Below are 24,404 nucleotides of genomic sequence, written 5' to 3'. Positions count from 1 at the left end.
CCCGCCAGGGGGAGGCGAGTTGTCGGCGCCACCTGCGACGATGGCCCGATGGCCCGCTTTCTGCGCCCGCTGACGCGGGGGACGACCTACACGCGACTGCTGCATCTGTGGCTGCCGTTGCTGATCTTCAGCGTGTGGATGTTCATCGACTCGTCGAAGCCGTGGGTGCCCGCGCTCGTGCTCGTTCCGGTCGGGCTCGTCCCCGTCGTGCGGATGGGCGAGGGCGTGCAGGCCCGGCTGCTGCTGACACCCGGCGTGGAGGAGCCGGGGATCTCCGTGACACCGTCGGCGACCTGGCCGGACCGGCTGCGCACGGTGCTGTGGATGGAGGTGCGGCTGGTCCTGGGCCTGGTCACCTCGATGGTCTCGGTGTGGCTGCCGTTGCTCGCGTACGAGCTCGGCAGGATGGCGTGGGGACACGTTGCCGACATCCCGGTACTGAACCGGGCGGAGCCGCACTGGGCCTACGCCTTGCTGATCCCGCTCCCCCTGGTCGCGGTCTACGGCGCCCTCGTCGGGCTCGGCGAGCTCGCCACCGCCGTCGCGCGGCGGCTGCTCGGTACGTCCGCCGCCGAGCGGCTCGCCGCCCTGGAGGAGCGGACCGAGCAGCTCCTGGAGCGCACCCGCATCGCCCGTGAACTGCACGACTCCATCGGGCACGCCCTGACGGTGGCGGTGGTGCAGGCGGGCGCGGCGCGGACGGCCGGCGACCCGGAGTTCACCGAGCGCGCCCTGGGCGCCATCGAGGAGACGGGGCGGGCCGCGCTGGAGGACCTGGAGCGGGTGCTGGGTGTCCTGCGGGAGTCGGAGCGGCCGGTGAGCAGCCGGCCCACCCTGGCCGACGCCGACCGGCTCCTGGAATCGGCGCGCGCCTCCGGCGCCGAGGTCGACGCCGAGGTGACCGGCCGCGTGGAGACGGTGCCGGGTCCGGTCTCCCGCGAGGGCTACCGCATCCTCCAGGAGGCGCTGACCAATGTGCTGCGCCACGCGGGGGCCGTGCCCGTGCGGGTCCGTGTCACGGTCGCCGGCGGCGCCCTCGCGCTGGAGGTGCGCAATCCGCTCACGGTCCCGGTGTCCGGACCCGGCCGGGGCAGCGGGCTGCGGGGCATACGCGAGCGGGCGGCGCTGCTCGGCGGCCGCGCACACACCGGACCGCACGAGGGGGACTGGCAGGTGCACGCCGAACTGCCCTTGCAGTGATCTAGGCTTGGCGGATGCCGGTCACCGTTCTTCTCGTCGACGACGAACCCCTGGTCCGCGCCGGTCTGCGAGCCGTGCTGGAGGCGCAGCCCGACATCGAGGTGGTCGGCGAGGCGGCCGACGGGGCGGCGGTGATCCCGTTGGTCCGGCAGTTGCGGCCCGATGTGATCGCCATGGACGTACGGATGCCGCTGCTCGACGGGATCGAGGCCACGCGCGCGGTGCTGCGCACCGTCGACGATCCGCCGAAGATCCTCGTGGTGACCACGTTCGAGAACGACGAGTACGTCTACGAGGCGCTGCGCGCGGGCGCGGACGGGTTCCTGCTGAAGCGGGCCCGGCCCGCCGAGATCGTGCACGCCGTACGGCTGGTCGCCACGGGCGAGTCCCTGCTCTTCCCCGCGTCGGTGCGCCAACTGGCCGCGCAGTACGGCGACGGCGGCGGAAACCGGGCGGCGCGCGCCGCGCTGGACCGGGCCCGGCTGACCGAGCGGGAGGCCGAGGTGCTGCGGCTGATGACCCGGGGGCTGTCGAACGCGGAGATCGCGGATGGGCTGGTCGTCGGGACCGAGACGGTCAAGTCGCATGTGAGCGCCGTTCTGGCGAAGCTCGGTGCCCGGGACCGCACCCAGGCGGTGATCACGGCGTACGAATCGGGTTTCGTGGCTCCCGGCTGATCCGGTGCGCCCACGGGTCCAAGGCGGCCCGGCACTCGCCGGGGTCCGCCGTGCCGAGTACGATCCGCCCCAACACGCCCGCGAGCTGGAAGGACGGACGGTGGCGCAGCTGACCGGCGGCGATCCCTCGCTGCTGCGAAGGATCAATTCCGCGGTGGTGCTGCACGCCCTGCGTGCCACGGACTGCGCGACGCTCACCGAGATCACCCGGGTCACCGGACTGTCCCGGCCGACCGTCGAGGGGGTCGTGGAAGGCCTCATCGAGGCCGGGCTCGTGGTCGGGACGGCGGCCGAGGAGGGCACCGCACGCCGCCAGGGACGGCCCGCCCGCCGGTTCCGGTTCCGGGCCGAGGCCGGGCATCTGCTGGGCCTGGAGATCGGCGCGCACCGGGTCGCGGCACTCCTGTCGGACCTGGACGGGCGTGTGCTGGGCGCGCAGGCCAAAGAGGTGGACGAGACGGCTCCTGCGGACGAGCGGCTGGACCGGCTGCGCGGCGCCGTCGCCGAGCTGCTGCGCCGGGCCGGGGTGGCGCGCAGCTCGCTGCGGGCGGTGGGCGTGGGCACACCGGGCATCGTGGAGGCCGACGGAACGGTACGGCTGGGCACCGCCCTGCCGCAGTGGACGGGCCTCAGGCTCGGTGAGCGGCTCAGCCGCTCCTTCAAGTGCCCGGTGCTGGTGGAGAACGACGCCAACGCGGCCGCCGTCGCCGAGCACTGGAAGGGCGCGGCCACGGAGACGGACGACGTGGTGTTCGTGCTCGCCGGGCTGAGTCCCGGAGCCGGCTCGCTGATCGGGGGGCGGCTGCACCGGGGGTACGGGGGTGCGGCCGGGGAGATCGGCGCGCTGCATCTGCTGGGCCGGGAGGCCACTCCGGAGACGCTGCTGTCCACCACCGACGAGCCGTTGCACCCGCTGGACGAACCGGCGGTCGCCGAGGTGTTCGCGCTCGCCCGGGAGGGCGACCAGCGGGCACGGGCGGCGGTGGAGCGGTTCATCCAGCGGCTCGTGCACGACGTGGCCGCACTCGTGCTGGCCCTGGACCCCGAGCTGGTCGTGATCGGCGGCTGGGCGGCCGGCCTGGACGGGGTGCTGGAGCCGCTGCGCCGCGAACTCGCGCGTTACTGCCTTCGCCCGCCCCGGGTGACGCTGTCCCTGCTGGGTGAGGCGGCCGTGCCCACCGGCGCGCTGCGGCTGGCTCTCGACCACGTCGAGGAGCAGCTGTTCGCGGTGGACGGGACGGTGACGGCACGGCCCTGAGCAGGCCGCCACCGCCGCGCAGGCGGCTCAGCCGAACGACGCGCAAGCAACTCTGCCCGCCGACGCGGAAACAGCCCTGCCGACCGACGCGAACGCGGGTGGGCCTGCCGCCGACGGTGCGGCCCCCGCACGGCCGGCCGCCCATGCCACCCATGCCCCCGTTCGTCTCCGAAACGCCGCGCGCCCCGGTGGAGTTCCGGGGCGCGGTCGGGAGGAAGGCTCAGGAGGCCTGCTGCTCGGGGTCGTGGTGTATCTCCACGTCGGGCGAGTCACCGAAGGTGAGCCGGCAGGTGTCGGCCCGGTAGGTGGCCACGGAGAGCGCCGCGGTGCGGCCCTCGGCGAAGAAGCGGGTGGTGACGACGAGGACGGGGGCCCCGGGCAGCCGGTCGAGGTCCTTCGCGTCGTCCGCGCGGGCCGAGCCCAGCTCGACGGCGCGGTCCTGGTTCTCCAGGTCCAGGCGCTGCAGTTCGCGCAGCACCGCACGCGCGCGTGCCGGGCCGGACGGGGCGTCGATGGCGGTGAGGTCGGGCACGGAGGCGGCCGGGATGTAGAGCAGCTCGGTGGCGACGAGCTGGCCGTGGGACGTCCGGGAGCGGCGCACGATGTGCACGGGCTCGCCGGCGCCGCTGTCCAGGGCGGCGGCGACGGCCGCGGGCGGCGCGGACATGACGCTGTCGGCGGGCTGCCAGGTGTCGTCGGCAGCTCCGGGCCAGTCGTGCCGGCGGGTGCCGACGGCCACGCCCACGCGCGGGGGCGCGACGGTCGTGCCGACGCCGCGGCGGCGCTGCAGGCGGCCCTCCAGCTCCAGCTGTTCGAGGGCCTGGCGGAGCGTGGCGCGGGCCACCCCGAAGCGGGCGGCGAGGTCGCGCTCGTTGGGCAGGATCTCACCGACCGAGAACTCCGAGTCCAGTGCCTCACTGAGCACGGTCTTGAGATGCCAGTACTTCGGTTCCGGCACCGATTCCAGCTGCGTGGTCCCCACCCTGTCCTCCGCAAGAGCCGTGGTCCGGCGGTTTTTAGCGCCCTTGTTTATTAAAGGTTGTTGCACTTCTCTGCGACCATAGGGCGGCCGTCACCCTTGGTCAAGACCAATCCTCGTTCCCTGCGGCCCTGCGCAGGGATCGCGCAGCGGAGCGTTCACGAGGCGTTCGTACGTGATCGCGTGTGTGACATCGCGGCAAAGCCCTCGTCGTACGACGAGGGCCCGCGGTGCGCCGGTGCTCAGCGGCCGGCCCAACACCGCGGCGCGATGCGCGCGAGGTGGGCGCGCGCATCGCGGACCGCGCTGCCGCCGGCGCGCGACCGGCGCAGCCGGACGTCCCGGACCGCGTCCTCGGCATCGGTGACGCGGCCGGGCATGCGGTGGGCGAGGCTCATGAGCAGGGACGATGCATTTCGAAGACGTCGGTCGGGATGTCGGCGCGCCGCCGTCCCCGTCCCGTCCCTGCCGACACGCCTGGCGTCCTCCAGGAGGAACGGCAACGGCAATGGCAATGGCAATGGCAATGGCAACTGGGGGCTACCCGCCGGTAGCAACTGCTGACAAACTGTCTACGGCGTCCGTCAGCAGCCCAGCCGAGGAGCACCCCATGTCCGCCACCGTCTCCTTCAAGGTCCCCACCCCGCACGGCCCGAAAGACGTGACCGTCTCCTACACGCGCGTGGGACGCGGCGAGCCGCTGGTCCTGCTGCACGGCATCGGCCACCATCTGCAGGCCTGGGACCCGGTCGTGGACATCCTCGCGACGGAGCGCGACGTGATCGCCGTGGACCTGCCGGGCTTCGGCAGCTCCCCCGCTCTGCCCGGCGGCCTCGACTACGACCTGCCCACGACCAACTCCGTCCTGGCCGCCCTGTTCGAGGCCCTGGAGCTGGACCGCCCGCACGTGGCCGGCAACTCGCTGGGCGGCCTGCTGGCCCTGGAACTGGGCCGGGAGAAGCTCGTACGGTCCGTCACGGCCTTTTCGCCGGCCGGTTTCTGGACGGAGGCCGAGCGGCGCTACGCCTTCACCGTACTGCTCACGATGCGGGGCATCGCCCAGCGGCTCCCGCTGCCCCTGGTGGAGCGGCTGTCGCGCACGGCGGCCGGCCGCACCGCGCTGACGAGCACCATCTACGCCCGTCCGGCGCGCCGTTCACCCGAGGCCGTGGTCGCCGAGACGCTCGCCCTGGTGGCGGCCACCGGCTTCCAGGCGACCCTGCGGGCGGGCAGCACCGTCCAGTTCACCGACGACGTGCCGGGTCTGCCGGTCACCGTGGCCTGGGGCACCCGCGACCGGCTCCTCGTGCGTCGCCAGGGCGTCCGCGCCAAGACGATCATCCCCCGTGCCCGGCTGGTGCGGCTGCCCGGCTGCGGGCACTGCCCGATGAACGACGATCCGGCGCTCGTCGCCCGCGTCATCCTCGACACCAGCCGCTGACCGGCGCGCCCGCAGCGCACCGGAGCCGAGGGCGACCCCGGTGCCCACCAGGGCGCTCCCCGCGACCTGCGCGGGCCCGTAGGAGCCGGTGCCGACGAGCGGGGCGGTGCAGGCGGCCGCCACCGGGATGAGCCCGGAGAACAGCGTGGCCCGCTCCGCACCGAGCCGCTGCAGGCCCTTGTACCAGCACACGAACCCGACGACGGTGACGACCGCCGCCTGCCACAGCAGCGCGGCGGTCTCCTCGGCTCCGGGAAGGCGCAGCCACGCGCCGCCGTCCAGGACCACGGCGGCGAGCGCGGCCTCGACGGCGGCCACGGCACACACCGTCGCGGACAGCAGCCGCGGCCCGAGCGGCCCCAGCACCGGCACGGCCAGCAGCGCGAACCCCACCTCGCCGCCCAGTGCGCACGCCGAGAAGGCGATCCCGGGTCCGTCGGTGCGGCCCCAGCCCTGCACGGTGAACGCTCCGCCGGCCACGAGCAGCGCGCCGGACAGCACCGCGCGCCGCGGCCGGCGCCCGTCGACGAGCGGGGCGAGGACGGCCACCACGACCGGTGCGCAGCCGACGAGGACACCGGGGACGGCGGGTTCCGCGCTGCGTTCCGCGGCGATGACCGCCAGGTTGAAGCCGACCATCCCGACCGCTGCCAGCAGGGCGAGGCGGACCCACTGACGGGCGCCCAGCGCCCGCAGGCGGTGCAGGCCGTCACGCGCCGCGAGCGGGAGGAGCAGCAGACAGGCCACGGCGTAGCGCAGGAACTGGCCGCCGGCACCGGGGTAGCGGCCCAGGACGCTGTTGGCGGTGAAGGAGCCGCCGACCAGCACACAGGCGAGGGCGGCGAGAAGGGCGCCGCGGGTGCTGCCGGGCTTCCCTCGGGTGGTCGTGGCCGGCGGACGGACGGTGGTGGCTTTCATGACGGTGACGCTAGGAAGCGGGGCGGTCCGGATTAAGGTCCACTTCCATGACGTCATCGGGGACCAATGCGGGCGGCCTTGCGGGATCGGCGGCGTGGGAGCTGCTGCTGCCCGCCGCTTCGGCCCCGGCACGCGCGCGTGGCCGTGCCCTCCAGGAGGCACTGCGCGAGGCGATCCGCTCGGGCCGGCTCGTGCCGGGCACGCGGCTGCCCTCCAGCCGGGATCTCGCCGCCGACCTCGGCGTGTCGCGAGGCCTGGTCACGGAGGCGTACGAGCAGCTGACGGCCGAGGGGTACCTGCGCAGCGGCCGGGGCGCGGGCACCTGGGTCAGCGACGCCGTGCGGGCCGCCCACCCCCGCGCGCACGACCTCGCTCCGCGCACCCTCGGCACCCGCGTCGACTTCGTCCCGGGAACACCAGACCTGTCGCTGTTCCCACGGGCCGCCTGGGCGGCCGCGCAGCGCGCCGTGCTGGCCGAACTGCCGCACCACGAACTCGGCTACCCCGATCCGCGCGGACTGCCCCGGCTGCGCACCGCGCTCGCAGCTTTGCTCGCCCGCCGCCGGGGAGTGGTCGCCGACCCGGAGCGGATCGTGGTCGTCTCCGGAGTCGCGCAGGCCAGCAGCCTGGTCGGATCCGTGCTCCACGCGCGCGGGATGCGCGCGATCGGGGTCGAGAACCCCGGCAGCCCCCAGCACGACGGCCTGTACGCGGCGGCCGGTCTGGGCACCGTACCGCTGCCGCTGGACGAGGACGGCCTGACCCTCGGCCCGCTGCGCGACTCCGGCGTACGGGCCGTGGTGACGACGCCCGCCCATCAGTACCCGACCGGGATCGCGTACGGCGCGCGGCGCCGCGCCGAACTGCTCGACTGGGCACGGTCGGTGGACGGTCTGGTGCTGGAGGACGACTACGACGGGGACTTCCGCTACGACCGCGCTCCCGTCGGCGCCCTCCAGGGCCTCGACCCGGAACGCGTCGCCTACATGGGCTCGGTCAGCAAGTCCCTCGCGCCCGGGCTGCGGCTGGGCTGGCTGCTCGTACCCGCGGCCCTGACGGAGGAGGTCGTGGCGCGGAAGCGGACGACGGACCTCGGTCATCCCTCCCTGGACCAGGCACTGTTCGCACGCTTCGTGGAACGCGGCGACTACGACCGGCAGCTGCGCCGCTGCCAGCGCACCTACCGGGAGCGGCGCGACGTCCTGGTGACGGCCCTGGCCGAGCACTTCCCGCGGGCGAGGGTGTCGGGGATCGCGGCGGGCCTGCACGCGATCGCCGAACTCCCCGAACGGTACGGCCCCCAGGAGGAGTTCCTGAAGCGGGTGGCCGCCGCCGGGATCGCCGTGCGCCCGCTCGGCGACTGCACGCACGCGTGCGGCGGCGGCGAGGACGGTGTGCGGCTGGTCCTCGGGTACGCGCATCTGCCGCCGGCCCGGATCCGGGCGGGCGTACGGCTGATGGCCGAGGCGCTCGCCGTCTGACCTGCGGTCGGGCCGCGTGTCCGGATCCCGCCGACGTCCCCACGGGCCGTTGTTCACTTGTGGTTTGCGTGCGCGCCGCAGCGCACCAGTAGGTGTGGCTCTGCACACTGGCCGGATCCCTTCCCTGGAGGCGCAGCCATGTCCCACCGTCCGCTCCCCGGCCGCCGCAGCGTGCTGCGCGGCTCCCTCGCCGCGTCGGCGGCCCTGACCCTGCCGGCCGGCCTCGCCGCGGCACCGGCGTTCGCCCTCTCGGGACGCCCCGAGGCGGGCTGGGGCGTGCAGACGGGAGACGTGACCGCCGACTCGGGCCTGGTGTGGGTGCGTTCGGACCGGCCGGCCCGGATGATCGTGGAGACCTCGGCCACCGAGTCGTTCCGCAACCCGCGCAGATGGCACGGCCCGCTGCTGGGCGCGGGCACGGACTTCACCGGCACCACCCGGCTGCACGGTCTGCCGTCGGGCGAGCAGATCCACTACCGCGTGCTCCTCGCCGACCCGGACGACCCGCGCCGCACCGGCGAGCCCGTGACCGGCACCTTCCGCACGGTCACCCGGCACCGCCGCGACGGCGTGCGGTTCCTGTGGTCGGGCGACCTGGCCGGTCAGGGCTGGGGCATCAACCCCGACCGCGGCGGCTACCGGATCTACGACGCGATGGCGAAGCTGGACCCGGACTTCTTCCTGTGCAGCGGCGACAACATCTACGCCGACGGCCCGATCACCGCCACCCAGGCCCTGCCGGACGGCAGCACCTGGCGCAACATCACCACCGAGGAGAAGGCGAAGGTCGCCGAGACCCTCGCCGAGTACCGGGGCAACTTCCGCTACAACCTGCTCGACGACAACCTCAGGCGGTTCAACGCCCAGGTGCCGTCGGTCGTCCAGTGGGACGACCACGAGGTCCGCAACAACTGGTACCCGGGCGAGGTGATCGCCGCCACGGACACCCGGTACACCGAGAAGAGCATCGACGTGCTGGCCGCGCGGGCCCGGCGGGCGTTCAGCGAGTACTTCCCCCTCTCCACCCTGCGTCCGGGCACGCGGGAGGGCCGCATCTACCGCGTGCTGCGCCAGGGCCCGCTGCTCGACGTGTTCGTGCTGGACATGCGGACCTACCGCAACGCCAACTCCACCGACGACCAGAAGACGGACCCGCAGGGCATCCTCGGCCGTGAGCAACTGGACTGGCTCAAGCGGGAGCTGTCCCGCTCGCGTGCGGTGTGGAAGGTGATCGCCGCGGACATGCCACTCGGCCTGGTGGTGCCCGACCCGATGGAGAACAAGCCGAACTTCGAGGCGGTGGCACAGGGCGACCCGGGCGCGCCGCTGGGCCGTGAGCTGCAGATCGCCGAGCTGCTGCGCTTCATCAAGCACCGGCGGATCACCGGCACGCTGTGGCTGACGGCGGACGTGCACCACACCTCGGCCCAGCACTACCAGCCGTCGCGGGCCGCGTTCACCGACTTCGAGCCGTTCTGGGAGTTCGTCTCCGGGCCGCTGAACGCGGGTGCCTTCCCGGCCAGTGCGCTGGACGGCACATTCGGCCCGGAGCGGGTGTTCGTGAAGGCTCCGACCGCGTCGAACGTCTCGCCCGCCGGCGGCTACCAGTTCTTCGGCGAGGTCGACATCGACGGCGGCAGCGGCGAACTGACGGTACGGCTGCGGGAGCAGGACGGCACGCTGCTGTTCACACAGACCCTTCAGCCGGGCCGGGTCGGACAGTAGGGCATCGCGGGGCGACGGGACCTCCTCGGGCCGCAGACGCCCCGGGCGGTGACACCCACGGACAAGGTCCCGCTGCCCTGCCGACGACTGCGCGGTTTCGCCGCGGGCGCCGAGGCCCGGGCGATACCGGCCGGCCCGGCACCCGAGGCGCACGGGGAGGTGCGTCCGCCGGCCCCCGGTGCCCATGCGACGATGGGGGGGCGCTCCGGCACACCCTTCCCGCCCCGCCGGTGAGGCTCGTGGCCGTGAGTCCTGAGGCAGCGGCCTTGGCGACTGCGGGACGCACCGGCCCCGGAAGAGGCCGCCCGATGCGGGGACGCGACGCGATCGCCTGGATTCCGGCCGGGAGGCCCGTCCCTTCAACGGTAGAAAATGCAACAAAAGGGGCGAAGGCATGCTTTACCCATCGGACACAAACCGTTCGTGATCACGCAACACCGTTCCTTCACAGTGGGTGCATGACTCCAGAGATGTCTCATGTTTCCCGGGCCAGGCACGGACGGCCCGTACACCACTGGCGGCGGGACCTCGTCGAACTCGCCGCCCTGTTCACGGCGGTGGCGGTGGCGGACGCGGTGGCGAACCTGATCGGGCACGGACCCGACGGTCCGGCACTGCTGGTGATCTCGGCGATCGTGCTGGTCTCCACGGCGGGGTTCCACACATGGTGGGCACGCCGCCACGGGCACGCACCGCCCGCGGACGATACCGGTGCCCGGCCGGCCGCCGAGGTGCGGTCGGCCGGGCCCGCGCAGGACGCGGACGCGACGGCTGGGAACGCGGCCGGGGCGAGCGCGCTGTGGCGGATGCGGACGACGGTGAAGGACGAGCCCGGTTCGCTGGCCGGACTGTGCACGGCGCTGGCCGGTCGGCGGGTCGACATCCTGAGCCTGCAGACCCACCCGCTGGCCGACGGCACGGTGGACGAGTTCCTGCTGCGGGCGCCCGACACGCTCACGGCGACCGAGATCACCCGGGCCGTGTCGCTGGCCGGCGGCGTGTCCACCTGGATCGAGCGGGCCGACGCCCACGACCTGGTGGACGCCCCGACCCGGGTCCTCGGCCTCGCCGCGCGGACAGCGCTCGACGCGGCGGAACTGCCTTTGGCGCTGCGGCAGCTGCTGGGCCGGTGCACGATCCGCTCGCTGCCCGCCACACCGTTCGGCGGAGGTCGCGGACCGGAGCCCGTACCGGCCGAAGGGGTCCTGGAGGACACCGTCATCCGGCTGCGGGCGCCGGAGGGCGGCGTGCTCACCGTGGAGCGGCCGTACCTGCCGTTCACGCCGACCGAGTTCGCGCGGGCCAGGGCCCTGGTGGAGCTGGACGGCCGTCTCGGTCCGCGGATCCCGCGCAGCCAGGACGTGCTGACGCTGCCCGAGGGCAACGACATCACGGTGCGCCGGGTGGACACCGGTGACCTGACGGCGGCCAGGGCGATGCACGAGCGGTGCTCCAAGCGCACTCTCGGCCTGCGCTACCACGGGCCCGTCGGCGACGTCGACCGCTATCTGAAGCACCTGCTCAGCCCGCGCTTCGGGCGGACCCTGGCCGCGCAGACGGCGTCCGGACGCATCGTCGGCCTCGGGCATCTGCTGTGGGACGGCGACGAGACCGAGGTCGCGATCCTCATCGAGGACGAGTGGCAGCGGCGGGGCATCGGGGCCGAGCTGCTCGGCCGGCTGGTGGCGATGGCGGTGAAGGCGGACTGCGCGAGCGTGTACGCCGTGACCCAGGCCTCCAACACCGGGATGGTGGCGGCGATGCGCGGTCTCGGGCTGCCCCTGGACTACCAGATCGAGGAGGGCACCCTGGTCATCACGGCCCGGCTGGACGCCGCCCCGGTCGCGGCCCGGCCGCCCCACGGCGGCGACCAGGCACGGCTCGGCCAGGCGGCCCGCGACTGAGGTGCCACAGCGGCCGACGGCCCGGCGATCACCGCCGGGCCGTCGGCGTACCGGCGCCGGTCAGCCCGCGTTCTCCCAGAGGCGAGCGGCCTCACGGCGCCGTACGGGCCTTCCGGCCCGCTCCCCCAGCGCGTTGTCCAGGTCCATCCACAGGTCGTCGACGTCCTCCAGGCCCACCGACAGCCGCAGCAGCCGGTCGCTCACCCCGGCGCCGCGCCGGTCGTCGGCGTCCACGATCCGGTGGCTGATGGACGCGGGGTGCTGGATCAGGGTGTCCACGCTGCCCAGGCTGACGGCCGGGGTGATCAGCCGGACCCGGGAGATCACCTCGTGCGGGTCGCCGTGCACCTCGAAGGCGAGCATCGCCCCGCCCAGGCGCGGGTAGCTGACGCGGGCGACGCGCGGGTCGGCGGCGAGCCGGCGGGCCAGTACGGCGGCGTTGGCCGAGGCGGCCCGGACCCGCACCGGCAGCGTGGACAGGCCCCGGAGCAGCAGATAGCCGGCCAGCGGGTGCAGCACACCCCCGGTGGCGAAACGTATCTGCCGAAGTCGTCCGGCGAACTCCTCGTCACAGGCCACCACCCCGGCCAGCACGTCGCCGTGACCGCCGAGGTACTTGGTGGCGCTGTGCAGCACCAGACGTGCGCCCTGTTCGGCGGGGCGCTGCAGGACGGGCGTGGCGAAGGTGTTGTCCGCGAGCAGCGGGACCGAGCCGCAGGCGTGGGCGACGGCGCGCAGGTCGATCTCGGCGAGCGTGGGGTTGGCCGGGGACTCGACCATCACCAGCCCGGTGTCGGGCCGCAGCGCGTCGGTGATGCCGGCCGGATCGGTCCAGGTCACCTCGGTGCCGAGGAGCCCGGCGGTCAGCAGATGGTCGCTGCAGCCGTACAGGGGCCGTACCGCGACCACATGGCGCAGACCCTGTGCGGAGCGGGCGAGCAGGACCGCGGTGAGCGCCGCCATGCCGCTCGCGAAGGCGACGGCCGACTCGGTGCCCTCCAGCCGGGCGAGTGCGGTCTCGAAGCGGGCGACGGTCGGATTGCCGAGGCGGCCGTAGACGGGCGGGCCCACCGGGTCGGCGCCGTCGGTGGCGAAGGCGTCGATACGAGCGGCCTCGCCACGGCTGTCGTAGGACGGGTAGGTGGTGGACAGGTCGATCGGCGGAGCGTGCAGCCCCTGCCGGGCGAGGTCGTCACGGCCGGCGTGAACGGCTTCGGTGGCCAGTGCTCTCGGTGCGGTGCGTACGGCGTCGTAGGCACCCGTGCTCGCTGCGTCCATGGCGGAAGGTTGAACACCGGACGGGTTACAGGGACCGGACACCGTGCTACGTTCGGCCAATGGCTGAATCCGTCGTACTGGATCCGGTGGATCTCCATCTGTTGCGGCTGTTGCAGAACGACGCCCGGGCCACCTACCGGGATCTCGCCGCTCAGGTGGGGGTGGCGCCGTCGACCTGCCTGGACCGGGTGACCCGGCTGCGCCGCTCCGGCGTGATCCTCGGGCACCGGCTGCGGCTCGATCCGGCCAAACTCGGGCGCGGTCTGGAAGCCTTGCTGTCGGTACAGGTCAGACCGCACCGCAGGGAGCTGGTGGGGCCGTTCGTGGAGCGGATCCGGGTGCTGCCGGAGTCACTGAGCGTGTTCCATCTGACGGGGCCGGACGACTACCTGGTGCACGTGGCCGTGGCGGACATGGCCGATCTGCAACGGCTGGTGCTGGACGAGTTCACCTCCCAGCGGGAAGTGGCCCGCGTGGAGACCCGGTTGATCTTCCAGCAGTGGGACTGCGGGCCCCTGCTGCCTCCGGCCACGCCCTGAGCTGAATCAGTGATACACGGGTGACGCAGGGACGGTCCCCGTACGAGGATGGGCGGCATGTCTGAGATCCAGAACCTGCTGCCCCGCCAGGTCGCCGATGCCTACGTGGACGACCTCATCGCCCTCGACCCCGTCACCGGTACCTACCTGGGTGTGAAGGAGAGTTCGAGCAGGTTGCCCGACTACTCGCCGCAGGGTCAGGAGGCCCTCGCGGAGCTGGCGCGGACCACCCTCGCCCGGCTCGACGAGGCCGAGCGGCAGCCGGGCGCGGACCGTGACGTCGAGCGGCGCTGCGCGCGTCTGCTGCGCGAGCGGCTGACCGCCGAGCTGGCCGTGCACGAGGCCGACGAACACCTGCGCGCGGTCGGCAACCTGAGCACGCCCGGGCACTCGGTGCGGGACATCTTCACGGTGACGCCGTCGCAGACGGAGGAGGACTGGGCCGCGATCGTCGAGCGGCTGCGCGCGGTGCCGGCCGCGCTCGCGGGCTACCGGGAGTCCCTGGCGCTCGGCCTGGAGCGCAAGCTGTACGCCGCGCCGCGGCCGACCGCGACCTTCGTCGGGCAGCTCACCGAGTGGTCGGACACCGACGGCACGGGCCGCGGCTGGTACGAGGACTTCGCCGCCGCGGGCCCGGACGCGCTGCGCACGGAGCTGGACGAGGCGGCCCGCGCGGCGACCGCCGCCGTGGTGGAGCTGCGCGACTGGATGCGGGACGTGTACGCGCCGACCGCCGAGAGCGCCCCGAACACGGTGGGCCGCGAGCGGTACGCGCGCTGGGCCCGCTACTTCAACGGCACCGACCTGGACCTGGACGAGGCGTACGCGTACGGCTGGTCGGAGTTCCACCGCATCCTCGGCGAGATGAAGCAGGAGGCGGAGAGGATCCTGCCCGGCGCCGCGACGCCGTGGGTGGCGCTCGCGCACCTGGACGAGCACGGCCGGCACATCGAGGGGGTCGACGAGGTCCGGGAGTGGCTGCAGGGCCTGATGGACCGGGCCATCGAGGAACTGGACGGCACGCACTTCGAACTCGCCGAGCGGGTGCGCAAGGTCGAGTCGCGCATCGCTCCGCCCGGCGGTGCGGCGGCCCCGTACTACACGGCCCCCTCGGAGGACTTCTCGCGTCCCGGCCGAACCTGGCTGCCGACCATGGGACAGACCCGGTTCCCCGTCTACGACCTGGTGTCGACCTGGTACCACGAGGGCGTGCCCGGACATCACCTGCAGCTCGCCCAGTGGGCGCACGTCGCCGACGACCTCTCCCGCTACCAGGCCACCATCGGCGGGGTGAGCGCCAACGCGGAGGGCTGGGCGCTGTACGCGGAGCGCCTGATGGACGAGCTGGGCTACCTCACCGACGCCGAGGAGCGGCTCGGCTACCTGGACGCGCAGATGATGCGCGCGGCCCGGGTGATCGTCGACATCGGCATGCACCTGGAGCTGGAGATCCCTGCGGACTCGCCCTTCCACCCGGGCGAGCGCTGGACGCCGGAGCTGGCCGAGGAGTTCTTCGGGGCGCACAGCAGCCGCCCTGCGGACTTCGTGGAGAGCGAGCTGACCCGCTACCTGACGATCCCGGGCCAGGCGATCGGCTACAAGCTGGGCGAGCGGGCCTGGCTGGTGGGCCGGGAGAACGCCCGCGCGCGGCACGGCGACGCCTTCGACCTGAAGGCCTGGCACATGGCGGCCCTCTCCCAGGGGTCGCTGGGCCTGGACGACCTGGTGGACGAGCTGTCCCGGCTCTGACCGCCCCGGGGTCTCCATGCCGGGTGCCGCCCCCGGAGCCCGCAGCCGCAAGCCCGTGATCGGCACCGGGGGCCGCAGACCCGTGACACCCGCTCGGCCGTACGGCCGTCCCCCGGTGGCGCGGGCGTCGGCGAAGCGGCTTGCTGGTGCCTCAGGCCGATTCGGAGAGGCGGGCCGGGTATGCAGGCGAAGGGGCCGGGACGGGGACGGGAGGCGCTGGAGACCCCTCGGGCCGCCGGGCTGGCCGGGGTCGTCTTCGCCCTGCTGCTGGGCGCGGCGATCGTGCTGATCCGGCTGGGCATCCCCGAAGGGGCCGACGCGGCCGGCGCCCCGGGGTTCACCAACTCCTGGCGGCGCAGCGCGGTGCAGAGCGCGGTCGCGCTCGTGCCGTTCGCCGGCATCTTCTTCCTGTGGTTCGTCGGTTCCGTCCGGGCTCACGTCGGAGCGGTCGAGGACAAGTTCCTCGCCACCGTCTTCCTCGGCAGCGGCATCGTCTTCACCGCGACGATGTTCGGGGCGGCCGCGGCGGCCACCGCCGTCCTCTCGCTCGCGCAGCCCTCCGGGGCCCCGCCCGCGCCGGCCGCCTGGGACTTCGGCCGCCATTTCGCGTACACGCTGATGACGGGGTACGCGATGCGGATGGCGGCGGTCTTCGTGTGCTCGATGTCGGTGATCGGACACCGGCTCGGCGTGCTGCCGCGCTGGCTGACGGTCCTGGGTTTCCTCGCCGCCCTGACGCTGCTCTTCGTCTCGACGAACGTCCCCTGGTCCGAGCTGGTGTTCCCGGCCTGGTCCCTGGTGCTCAGCGTCCACATCCTCGTGGTCGGCCGTCGCGCCGCGGCAGGCCGCGCGGCGCCCTCATGACCGGCGCCCGGGGCCCGGGCCCGGCGGAACGAGGGCGAGGCTCCTCACCCGGACGGCATGCCCCGAAGGGCGGGACCCTGGCGCCGCTCCCATGCTGACGAACGGGACATGACCGCCGTCCGGGGATGCCCGCGCGAGACGCGGTGGTGCGCACCGGACCTGGCCACCGGAAGGGCGGAGCGTCGATGAGGCTCGTCGTCGATCTCAACAAGTGTCAGGGGTATGCGCAGTGCGCCTTCCTCGCGCCCGACGTCTTCGCGATGCACGGCGAGGAGTCGCTGATCTACAACCCCCGCGCGGAGGAGGAACAGCGCGAGCGGCTGGCACGTGCCGTGGCCGCCTGCCCGGTGCAGGCGATCACGGCGGACGGGCTGGACGGCACGGGGGACGGCGCCGCGTCCGGCCGGGAGGCCTCCGATGGCCGCTGACTACCTCGACTGGCTCCGGCGCGAGGGCCGGATCGTGATCGTGGGTGCGTCGCTGGCCGGTCTGCGGGCCGCCGAGACCCTGCGTGCCGAGGGATTCACCGGCGAGCTGACCCTGATCGGGGACGAGCCGTACGAGCCGTACGACCGCCCGCCGCTGTCCAAGGCCGTCCTGCTGGGAAAGGCGGATCCGCAGCACACCGAGCTGCCCCGCCTGCGGGAGATCGACGCGAAGTGGCGCCTCGGCGTCCCGGCGACCGGTCTCGACATGCCCGCGAAGCGGGTGCGGCTGGCCGACGGGGACGAGGTCGAGTACGACCGCCTGCTGATCGCGACGGGGGTGCGCGCCCGCCCCTGGCCGAAGGAGTCGGAGGCACAGCTGGACGGCGTCTTCGTGCTGCGGACCCGCGGCGACGCGGCCGCCCTGTACCGGCGGCTGAAGGCAGGGCCGCGCCGCGTCCTCGTCATCGGCGCCGGATTCACCGGGTCGGAGATCGCCTCGGCCTGCCGGGAGATGGGCCTCGCGGTCACCGTGGCCGAACGCGCGGGCGCGCCCCTGGTGGGAGCCCTCGGCGGGGTGGTCGGCGCGGTGTCGGCGGAGATGTACCGCGAGAACGGTGTGGACCTGCGCACCGGTGTCATGGTGACCGGCCTGGAGGGCGACTCGGTGGGCCGGGTCAGGGCCGCCCATCTGTCCGACGAGAGCGTCGTCGAGACGGACCTCGTCGTCGTCTCGCTCGGCTCGATGCGCAACACGGAGTGGCTGAGGGGCTCGGAGCTCGGTGCGGGTCCCCGGGGCATCGCCTGTGACGCGGGGTGCCGCGCCTTCGACATCCGGGGCATCGTCACGGACGACGTCTTCGTCGCGGGCGACGTCGCCCGGTCCCCGCACGGGCTGTTCGGCTACCAGTTCCTCTCCCTGGAGCACTGGGGCAACGCCGTCGCGCAGGCCGAGATCGCCGCGCACAACATGATCAGCCCCAGCAGCGACCGCCGCCCGCACCTGTGGGTGCCGGCCTTCTGGTCCTCGCAGTTCCGGGTGAACATCAAGTCCGTCGGCGTCCCGCCCATGGGCGACCAGATCATGATCACTCAGGGCTCACTGGGCGAGCGCCGGTTCGTGGGCGTCTACGGCTACCAGGGCCGCATCATCGCCGCGGTGAGCTTCGACAACACCCGGTGGCTGGAGTTCTACCAGCGGGAGATCGAGCGGGGTGCGCCGTTCCCGGTGGAGTACCCGACGGTGGACCGCCGCCCCGAGGGCCGCCAGCCGGTCCCGGCCGAATTCCCCGACCCGTCGCTGCCGACCCACGGCCCGACCGTGACCCTGAGCGGTTACTCGCCGACCGACCGGCAGCTGGTCTTCACCCCGGGCCACTGATCCGGTGCCCGGCTCCCGCCTCGGCCGCCACCGGCCTTCCCGCCCCAAGGACTTCGCATGACGCACGCCTCGCTCCTGCGCCGGATCACCGACTACGCGAACCGCGCCAACCCGTATCCGCTGTACGAGGAGCTCCGCAAGACGCCGGTGCTGCACGAGGAGGAGGGTGGTCCGTACGTCATCAGCTCGTACTGGGACATCGAGAACCTCCTCCACGACCCGCGGATCAGCTCCGACGAGAACAACGTCACCGCCGCGGGGGACGACGAGCTGTCCGGGCCGGAGGCGACGGGGCTGCCGCCGAGTTTCATCCGGCTCGACCCGCCGGAGCACGACCGGCTGCGGCGGATCGCCAACAGCTCGTTCGGTCCGCCGCACAGGCCGCACCGGATCGAGTCGATGCGGCCCGAACTGGAGCACATCGTCACCGGTCTGATCGACGGCTTCGGGGACGCACGGCAGGTCGACGTGGTCGACCAGTTCGCCTACCCCTTCCCCGTCACGGTCATCTGCCGGCTGCTGGGCGTGCCGCGCGAGGACGAGCCCCGCTTCCGCTCCTGGGTGGACCCGATCGTCGCCGGCCTGGACCCCGACTCCCGCACGAGCGCCGAGTCCAAGAAGACCGCGCAGGAGGCCCGGCTGCAGCTCGGCATGTACCTGAACGGGCTGGTGGAGCAGCGCGCCAGGGAACCGCGCGAGGACATGCTGTCCGACCTGGTGAACAGCCAGGGGCCGGACGGCTCCCTGACCACCATGGAGGTGCTCAGCACCGCGGTGCTGCTGCTCATCGCCGGGCACGAGACGACCGTCAACCTGATCACCAACGGCATGCTCACCCTGCTCCGCCACCCCGACCACCTCCGGCGGCTGCGCGAGGACCCGGGTCTGTCGGTGAAGATCGTCGAGGAACTGCTGCGCTACGAACCGCCGGTGCAGCTCGTGCCCCAGCGCACCTGCATCACCGACATCGAGGTGCGCGGTGTCACCATCCCGAAGGGCTCCCGCATCTGGCTGGTGCTCGCCGCGGGCAACCGGGACCCGGAGCGGTTCAAGGACCCGGACCGCTTCGACCCGGACCGCGAGGACATCCAGCACCTCGGCTTCGGCAGCGGCATCCACAGCTGCTTCGGCGCTCCGCTGGCCCGGCTGGAGGCCCAGATCGCGCTGGCCGAGCTGGCCCGGCGGCTGGAGAATCCCCGGCTCGTCGAGGACCCGCCGCCGTACCGGCCGAACGCGGTGCTGCGCGGCCCGCGCCATCTGAACATCACCTTCGAGTCACTGCGCTGACGTCCCCCGCGCCCGGCCGGGCGCGCCGGGGGCACTCCCCTCGGCGGTCGGGTCAGCGGGCGAGCCGTCTGAGCTGGACCAGACCGACCCAGGTCTCCGGCCCCGGCCGGGTGTACGCGGCGCGCACGGCGTACGGGCCCGGTGCCAGCGGGACCCGCAGGTGCTCCTCGTGCTCGGCCGCGGCGCCCGGCCGGGCCGAGTCGAACAGCACCACCGGGCCGGGCACGTCCCAGCGGATCTCGGGCTCCCACACGGCCGCATCGAGCGCGGCGGGGACCTGGGCCAGCAGGTCGTCCTCCGAGTCCGCGGCCGACCAGCGCACGAAGGTGCCATGGGCGGGCAGGTAGGAGGTGGAGGCCGGTTCGTCACCGAGGACGAGGGCCGCGCTGTCGCCGACCGGAAGCAGCCCGACGTAGCCGTCGACCTCGCACGCACGGTCGTAGTCCGTGTCGAGTTCCTCGCTGTCGGCGCCCGCCCAGAACGGCAGTACCGTCTCCGGCACCGCTATCAGGGGGCCGCCGCCCGACTCCACCCACTCCAGCGCGCCTGGATCCGCGTATCGAGCCATGGGCAGAGAACCTACACGGGCGGGATTCAGCAGCCGCACGCGCCTGCCGCGGGGGCCGTCAGCGGATCGGCGTCCTGGCGGGCGGGCCCCTGCCAGGTCTCGTACGCGAAGCCCTCCCGGGCCCAGTACTCGAAGCCGCCGAGCATCTCCTTGACCTGGTAACCGAGTTCGGCCAGGGCGAGGGCGGCACGGGTGGCGCCGTTGCAGCCGGGGCCCCAGCAGTACGTGACCACCGGCACGGACTTGTCGAGGAGTTGCTCGGCCTGCTCGGGGACGAGCGCGGTCGGCAGGTGGATCGCGCCGGGGACGTGCCCCTGGTCCCAGGACTCGGTGGAGCGGGAGTCGACCACGACGAAGCCCGGGTCGCCTCCGGCCGCGAGCGCGGCGGCCACGTCGGAGACGTCGGCGTGGAAGGCGAGGCTCGCCCGGAAGTGGACGGCGGCCTCGGCGCAGGGCGCGGGGGCGACGCGCAGAACGGGGTTCACGGAGTCAGTGATCATGACTGGAAATCTATGGGCTGCGTACCGTTCCCTGAAGGGACGATCCCCGGGCTTCCTCTTGTCCGGCCGTGGAATTCCCTGCTATTCATCCTGGATGACCGCGTATTCCCCGGACGCCACCGACTGGCGCATCCTCGACGTCCTCCAGCGGGACGGACGCGCCAGCTACGCCGAGCTGGCGCGCGCCGTCTCCATGTCGCCGAGCGCGGTGACCGAGCGGGTGCGCCGCCTGGAGGAGGCGGGTGTCATCCAGGGGTACGCGGCGGTCGTCGACCCCGAGCGCGTCGGTCTGCCGATCCTCGCGTTCGTGCGCCTGAGGTACCCGAACGGCAACTACCGGCCCTTCCACGACCTGGTGGCCGCGACCCCCGAGATCCTGGAGGCCCACCACGTGACCGGCGACGACTGCTTCGTCATCAAGGTCACCGCCCGGTCCATGTCCCATCTGGAAGAGATCTCGGGGAGGATCGGCGCGCTGGGCTCGGTGACCACCAGCGTGGTGTACTCCTCACCGCTGCCCCGGCGCCCGCTGGGCCACTGACCTCACCCGGCACCACGGTGGCACGCCCGCCGGTGATCGTCGGCGCGAGCACGTCGTGGACGAGAGCCGGGAAATGGACAATCGCCCTGGTGATCCGCCGACTCGCCCCTTCCTCCGTTTCCCGGGAATCACACAGTTCAGGCCCTGCGCCGGTCGTCGGTCCGCTTGCACGAGGCGGTGGGCTGCTTCTTGCCATGCCGCCGCCGGCACCTGATCGGCGTGCCGTGGCCGGGGCTACAGTGGCCGGGCCGCGGACGGATTGGCCCAGACCACCCAGCCGAATTCCGCGGCTGACCCAGCGGGCCGGGGCGGTGAGAACACGGGGGTACGCCTCTGCCGCTCGCGGACCGCACGCTCGGCCACCCGGACGTCGTGGACGTCGAGAACGCCAGGGACATCCGCAAGCGGCAGTGCGTGCAGAGGCTCGGGTTCCGCTTCACGCCCGGTCCGTCCGGCACGCAGTCTGCCGCGTCCTGCCCCGGCGGTCCCTGGTGCCGGGACGCCACCGCACGAAGGGATCACGACAGTGAGCGGAAAGATCCTCCTCGCCTGGTGCACGGCCGCAGCTGTCACCTTCACGGCCGCGGCCTGGCTCGGGCACCGCATGAACGACGACTCCCGGCCGGATGCCGGCCAGGACGAGCCGGTGAGGATCACCGACTCCCGCGTCTCCTACCAGCACGACAGTCAGGTGTTCACTGCCGACTACGCCGTCCACAACGACCAGCCGCAGCCGGTCACCTACCGGATCGTCTTCGACTTCGGCAACGGAACAACCAGAAGCGTCCACAAGCGTGTGGAGACCCGCGCGACCACCGAGGGGTCGGTCAGCGTGCCCTACGAGAAGCCTCACCCATGGGACGAGGGCACCCCGTCCACGGTGCACATATCCGAAATCACGACGAACGAGTGATGGCACGTCGGAAGCCGGACCGAATGATTGCGCGCCGCGGGAAGCAGGACCGAATGATTGCGCTTCCCAAGCCGGATCGCGGCAGCCGACAGTACCGGCGGCAAACGGAAGGCAACTGCGCGAGCCTTGGTATCGCTCGTCGTCGGCTCCAACGCCCTTACCGAGGGCACGTGTTGACCCCTCGGGGCGCGGTGGACGCGACGGAGCGGCCGGCGTCCGTCGAGGAACGCGTCGTGCTCGTGCATGGCGTGTGCTCAAGTTCGTTGAGGGGGGCGCCCGTCCAGCGCGAACGGCCGTGATCACCACCGACAGGGGCTTTTGCCCCTGCTCGACCGCGAGGTGGATCTTGGTCCACTGGCCGTTCGTCAGATCACCACGTCCCACGACAGGTGATCATCAACGAACAAGATCCACTTTCGCAACAGCCCCTAGCTCCCCACGTCCTCACCGGCTCCAGCGGCCAGCACGGGCAGAGCGGACACCTCCGCCTCATCAGCGATCAGGAAGGCGCCCCCAGACATGACCACTCGGTCCTTCAGCGACGATCTACATCAAGCCGAATCTGCGGTGGGCGCTGGCTGCGCTCGCTGCTGATCTCCCCAGCCCGATCCTCGCCGACGTGACCGGGATGCACCGCCACACCGCGCTCCGCTGGGTCGCCTACGCCAGACGTGACTGGGCCGAGTACCTCGCCGCCCGAGCCGAAGATGAAGGTGCCGAAAGGGAGGCGGAAGAGCGACGGTTGAAAGGCTGTGATCAGTGGCCTCTCCGAAGAAGGTCACTAGCCTGCCGACTCCACAGTCAAGTCCCCGTTCGTTGTCGACAGATCCAAGCGGTACTTGCCCGACGGGTCGTTCCTGAACGCCACCTTTTTGTCGCCGTGGGAGTCGTTCGCCGAGATCTGGTAGTTGGCGGGCGGGGCCGTGACCGTGAGGCTGCCGCTGGTCGTGCGGGCCCTGATGTTCTGTGGGGTGGCCGTCCGGATCGTCACCTCGCCGTTCGACGTCTGCGTGTCGATGTCGCCGCCCTGGGCGTCCTTGACGTTCACGTCACCGTTGGACGTGCGCAGCTTCACCGGGCCCGTTGTCTTGTTCACCGCGATCTCGCCGTTGCTCGTGTGCACGTCGACCATGCCGACATCGGTCAGTGCGAGACTGCCGTTGGAGGTGCCTCCCGTCACCGCAAGACCGGCGGGCACCTTGACGACGTAGTCGACGCCGCAGTTCTTGCCGCAGCCGGAGAGCGTCAGGACGCCGTTCTCGACACTGAACGAGGTGCCACTCGGCTTGTCACCACGGTAGTTGACCTTGCGGTGCACGGAGGTCGTTGAGATATCCGCCGAGGCGTCCACCTTCACCCCGCCGTTCCCGGTGTCGAGACGGATCGAGGAGATCTTCTGGGGCACCTTGGCATCGTCCTCGAAGGTCTTCTGGTCGAGGGCCGAGCATGCGGAGAGCCCGCCGACGGTGAGAGCAGCGAAAGCCACCGTTGCAAGGAGACGCGTCTGTAGGCGTCGCATGAAGTTCCCCCGTCTGGAGCGAGTTGGATCGGTGATCAGTCACTGCGACTTTACGCAGCCACAGTCCCGCCCACGATGGGGAAATCCCCCCAATGCCCGGGACTGGGCTGACCCTCACGTCGACCACAGCCGCCATGAGGAGATTGCGTGCGAGCGGAATCAGAGCAGCCCAGCCAGTTGGCACGGGAGTCGGGCCTTCTGGCCATCCCAGCGCGGCCGCCCGCAATTGAGGCCACGTCTCGACGAGGTCGGGCGGCGCCGCTTGCCAGGACACAGGCATCGAGTAGGGGTCATTCATGCGCCGGAGGCTGGCCTCTTCCCCCCACTGCTTCCGCACTGCCTGCGCCAGGCCATCTGCCTGTTGGGGCTGCTGCAGGTTTGGGTGACGGGTTCGGTCACGCGACCTGAAGGGCCGGTGTGGTCATGACGGTCTCGAATTCGATGGGGGTCAGCCGGCCGAGCGAGGCTTGTCTGCGGCGTCGGTGGTAGGTCCTCTCGATCCAGGTCACGATCACGATCCGCAGTTCCTCGCGGGTGGCCCACGCCCGACGGTCGAGGACGTTCTTCTGCAGCAGGCTGAAGAAGGACTCCATGGCCGCGTTGTCGCCTGCCGCCCCCACCCTCCCTATCGAGCCGACGATCCGGTGCCACTCCGAAGTCGGCGGCCACCTGCTCGACCGTCACGCCCGGACCGGGGTTCCGCGGTTCCGCGCGACCCGTACGACATCCTCGCGGAACTCTTCCGGATGAGGCTTGGGCACAGCGACATCCTTCCCACCCGCCCCACAGGGCAGACCAGATCAGACGTCATCCGATCGTGCAGCAGACCCGACGACGCGCCGCTCACCGAGAAGTACGGCTGGCGTGAGGCGAAACGTCGGCAGGCCATCGCGACGCTCGTCTCTGATCTGCACACCCAGAAGGAACTTCACCGCCGAGATCCCCGTCGCCGACTGGCGCTGGAACCTGGACCGAGCGAACAACACGTCGGCTCGCAGACTTCCTCGCGGATGACGGCGGGCCGATGACAGCCGGCGGCGACCGTTCTGCGCACGCTTCAGCATGCCCCCATCGCCCGGCGCTACTCGGCGCGCCGCTCCAGCCTGTGAAGGCGGATCACCGCCTGCCGGGCCCGAATCTCCTGGGCGTCCGCATCGCCCGACTTCACTGCGGCGTTGTGCACGGCCACGTCCCGGTACGCGGCGACCTGATCCAGCGACAAGCCCCCAGCCCGCGCCAGTGCAGGCCCGTACTCCT

At 72.4% G+C, this 24,404-nt stretch carries 22 protein-coding genes and 2 pseudogenes; 15 read left to right on the top strand and 9 right to left on the bottom strand.

Annotated features, from left to right (window positions below; genetic code table 11):
• The first annotated feature begins 48 nt into the window (after positions 1–48).
• The 3 genes from ACFZCP_RS35060 (at position 49) to ACFZCP_RS35050 (ending at position 3,135) form a co-directional block, all read left to right on the top strand.
• Positions 49–1,200, top strand: a complete 1,152-nt coding sequence (locus ACFZCP_RS35060; protein ID WP_391435872.1) for a histidine kinase — start codon at positions 49–51, stop codon at positions 1,198–1,200.
• Between the two features lie 14 nt (positions 1,201–1,214).
• Positions 1,215–1,877, top strand: a complete 663-nt coding sequence (locus ACFZCP_RS35055; RefSeq protein ID WP_391435866.1) for a response regulator — start codon at positions 1,215–1,217, stop codon at positions 1,875–1,877.
• Positions 1,878–1,977: 100 nt separating this feature from the next.
• Complete coding sequence (locus tag ACFZCP_RS35050) at positions 1,978–3,135, top strand: ROK family protein (RefSeq protein WP_391435862.1); 1,158 nt, start codon at positions 1,978–1,980, stop codon at positions 3,133–3,135.
• A gap of 220 nt (positions 3,136–3,355) precedes the next feature.
• Here the strand turns inward: ACFZCP_RS35050 and ACFZCP_RS35045 are convergent, their stop codons facing one another.
• Positions 3,356–4,117 (bottom strand): GntR family transcriptional regulator, encoded by a 762-nt coding sequence (locus ACFZCP_RS35045; RefSeq protein WP_362694963.1) that lies wholly within the window; start codon positions 4,115–4,117, stop codon positions 3,356–3,358.
• A 239-nt stretch (positions 4,118–4,356) separates the two neighbouring features.
• Positions 4,357–4,512 carry a hypothetical protein gene (locus tag ACFZCP_RS35040; protein WP_391435858.1) on the bottom strand — a complete coding sequence of 52 codons (156 nt, stop codon included), beginning with the start codon at positions 4,510–4,512 and terminating at the stop codon, positions 4,357–4,359.
• Positions 4,513–4,724: 212 nt separating this feature from the next.
• Between ACFZCP_RS35040 and ACFZCP_RS35035 the strand changes: the two genes are divergently transcribed.
• A complete protein-coding gene (locus ACFZCP_RS35035; RefSeq protein ID WP_391435854.1) occupies positions 4,725–5,555 on the top strand; it encodes an alpha/beta fold hydrolase in 831 nt (276 codons plus the stop codon).
• Between the two features lie 39 nt (positions 5,556–5,594).
• Here the strand turns inward: ACFZCP_RS35035 and ACFZCP_RS35030 are convergent.
• Positions 5,595–6,473, bottom strand: a pseudogene (locus tag ACFZCP_RS35030) (EamA family transporter); the annotation flags it as partial.
• A 47-nt stretch (positions 6,474–6,520) separates the two neighbouring features.
• Here ACFZCP_RS35030 and ACFZCP_RS35025 point away from each other — a divergent pair.
• The 3 genes from ACFZCP_RS35025 (at position 6,521) to ACFZCP_RS35015 (ending at position 11,583) form a co-directional block, all read left to right on the top strand.
• Positions 6,521–7,954, top strand: coding sequence for an aminotransferase class I/II-fold pyridoxal phosphate-dependent enzyme (locus ACFZCP_RS35025; protein ID WP_391435850.1), 1,434 nt, complete (start codon positions 6,521–6,523; stop codon positions 7,952–7,954).
• A gap of 138 nt (positions 7,955–8,092) precedes the next feature.
• The gene (locus tag ACFZCP_RS35020) at positions 8,093–9,679 is read left to right on the top strand and encodes an alkaline phosphatase D family protein (protein WP_391435847.1); all 1,587 of its coding nucleotides are present in this window, start codon (positions 8,093–8,095) and stop codon (positions 9,677–9,679) included.
• Between the two features lie 458 nt (positions 9,680–10,137).
• Positions 10,138–11,583, top strand: a complete 1,446-nt coding sequence (locus ACFZCP_RS35015; RefSeq protein WP_391435844.1) for a GNAT family N-acetyltransferase — start codon at positions 10,138–10,140, stop codon at positions 11,581–11,583.
• Between the two features lie 60 nt (positions 11,584–11,643).
• Here ACFZCP_RS35015 and ACFZCP_RS35010 read toward each other — a convergent pair whose 3' ends face one another.
• Entirely contained in the window at positions 11,644–12,861 is a 1,218-nt protein-coding gene (locus ACFZCP_RS35010) for a PLP-dependent transferase (protein WP_362694945.1), read from the bottom strand.
• A 59-nt stretch (positions 12,862–12,920) separates the two neighbouring features.
• On the opposite strand from ACFZCP_RS35010, the gene ACFZCP_RS35005 reads away from it, so the two are divergent.
• From ACFZCP_RS35005 to ACFZCP_RS34980, 6 genes are all read left to right on the top strand, one after another.
• The gene (locus ACFZCP_RS35005; RefSeq protein WP_362694942.1) at positions 12,921–13,400 is read left to right on the top strand and encodes an Lrp/AsnC family transcriptional regulator; all 480 of its coding nucleotides are present in this window, start codon (positions 12,921–12,923) and stop codon (positions 13,398–13,400) included.
• Between the two features lie 57 nt (positions 13,401–13,457).
• Positions 13,458–15,149: a DUF885 family protein gene (locus ACFZCP_RS35000; protein WP_391435838.1), complete on the top strand. Its 1,692-nt coding sequence runs from the start codon at positions 13,458–13,460 to the stop codon at positions 15,147–15,149.
• Between the two features lie 180 nt (positions 15,150–15,329).
• The gene (locus ACFZCP_RS34995) at positions 15,330–16,013 is read left to right on the top strand and encodes a hypothetical protein (protein WP_391435835.1); all 684 of its coding nucleotides are present in this window, start codon (positions 15,330–15,332) and stop codon (positions 16,011–16,013) included.
• Positions 16,014–16,198: 185 nt separating this feature from the next.
• Entirely contained in the window at positions 16,199–16,441 is a 243-nt protein-coding gene (locus ACFZCP_RS34990; RefSeq protein ID WP_391435831.1) for a 4Fe-4S domain-containing protein, read from the top strand.
• On the top strand, positions 16,431–17,819 hold the full coding sequence (locus tag ACFZCP_RS34985; RefSeq protein WP_391435828.1) for an FAD-dependent oxidoreductase: 1,389 nt from the start codon (positions 16,431–16,433) through the stop codon (positions 17,817–17,819). The genes ACFZCP_RS34990 and ACFZCP_RS34985 overlap by 11 nt, the downstream gene beginning before the upstream one ends.
• A 57-nt stretch (positions 17,820–17,876) precedes the next feature.
• Positions 17,877–19,106: a cytochrome P450 gene (locus tag ACFZCP_RS34980; protein ID WP_391435825.1), complete on the top strand. Its 1,230-nt coding sequence runs from the start codon at positions 17,877–17,879 to the stop codon at positions 19,104–19,106.
• 52 nt (positions 19,107–19,158) lie between these two features.
• On the opposite strand, the gene ACFZCP_RS34975 is transcribed toward ACFZCP_RS34980, so the two are convergent.
• Together ACFZCP_RS34975 and ACFZCP_RS34970 are read right to left on the bottom strand one after the other, a co-directional pair.
• Positions 19,159–19,674: an Imm21 family immunity protein gene (locus tag ACFZCP_RS34975; protein WP_391435822.1), complete on the bottom strand. Its 516-nt coding sequence runs from the start codon at positions 19,672–19,674 to the stop codon at positions 19,159–19,161.
• A 26-nt stretch (positions 19,675–19,700) separates the two neighbouring features.
• Positions 19,701–20,174: a rhodanese-like domain-containing protein gene (locus tag ACFZCP_RS34970; RefSeq protein WP_391435818.1), complete on the bottom strand. Its 474-nt coding sequence runs from the start codon at positions 20,172–20,174 to the stop codon at positions 19,701–19,703.
• 94 nt (positions 20,175–20,268) lie between these two features.
• Here ACFZCP_RS34970 and ACFZCP_RS34965 point away from each other — a divergent pair, with 94 nt between their 5' ends.
• Both ACFZCP_RS34965 and ACFZCP_RS34960 read left to right on the top strand, forming a co-directional pair.
• The gene (locus tag ACFZCP_RS34965; protein WP_391435814.1) at positions 20,269–20,715 is read left to right on the top strand and encodes a winged helix-turn-helix transcriptional regulator; all 447 of its coding nucleotides are present in this window, start codon (positions 20,269–20,271) and stop codon (positions 20,713–20,715) included.
• 526 nt (positions 20,716–21,241) lie between these two features.
• Positions 21,242–21,628 (top strand): hypothetical protein, encoded by a 387-nt coding sequence (locus ACFZCP_RS34960; RefSeq protein ID WP_391435810.1) that lies wholly within the window; start codon positions 21,242–21,244, stop codon positions 21,626–21,628.
• A 781-nt stretch (positions 21,629–22,409) separates the two neighbouring features.
• On the opposite strand, the gene ACFZCP_RS34955 is transcribed toward ACFZCP_RS34960, so the two are convergent.
• The 3 genes and pseudogenes from ACFZCP_RS34955 to ACFZCP_RS34945 all read right to left on the bottom strand — a co-directional run bounded on the left by ACFZCP_RS34955 (position 22,410) and on the right by ACFZCP_RS34945 (position 24,369).
• Positions 22,410–23,114: a DUF4097 family beta strand repeat-containing protein gene (locus ACFZCP_RS34955; RefSeq protein WP_391435807.1), complete on the bottom strand. Its 705-nt coding sequence runs from the start codon at positions 23,112–23,114 to the stop codon at positions 22,410–22,412.
• A gap of 428 nt (positions 23,115–23,542) precedes the next feature.
• Positions 23,543–23,827: pseudogene (locus tag ACFZCP_RS34950) on the bottom strand (integrase core domain-containing protein); the annotation flags it as partial.
• 401 nt (positions 23,828–24,228) lie between these two features.
• Positions 24,229–24,369 (bottom strand): hypothetical protein, encoded by a 141-nt coding sequence (locus ACFZCP_RS34945; RefSeq protein WP_391435803.1) that lies wholly within the window; start codon positions 24,367–24,369, stop codon positions 24,229–24,231.
• Positions 24,370–24,404 lie beyond the last annotated feature (35 nt).

Origin of the sequence: Streptomyces sp. NPDC007971, assembly GCF_042958635.1 — a bacterium.
In the GTDB taxonomy this organism is placed as follows: domain Bacteria; phylum Actinomycetota; class Actinomycetes; order Streptomycetales; family Streptomycetaceae; genus Streptomyces.
The sequence above is the reverse complement of the archived record's forward strand: the minus strand, read 5'-3'. Positions and strand labels throughout refer to the sequence as shown.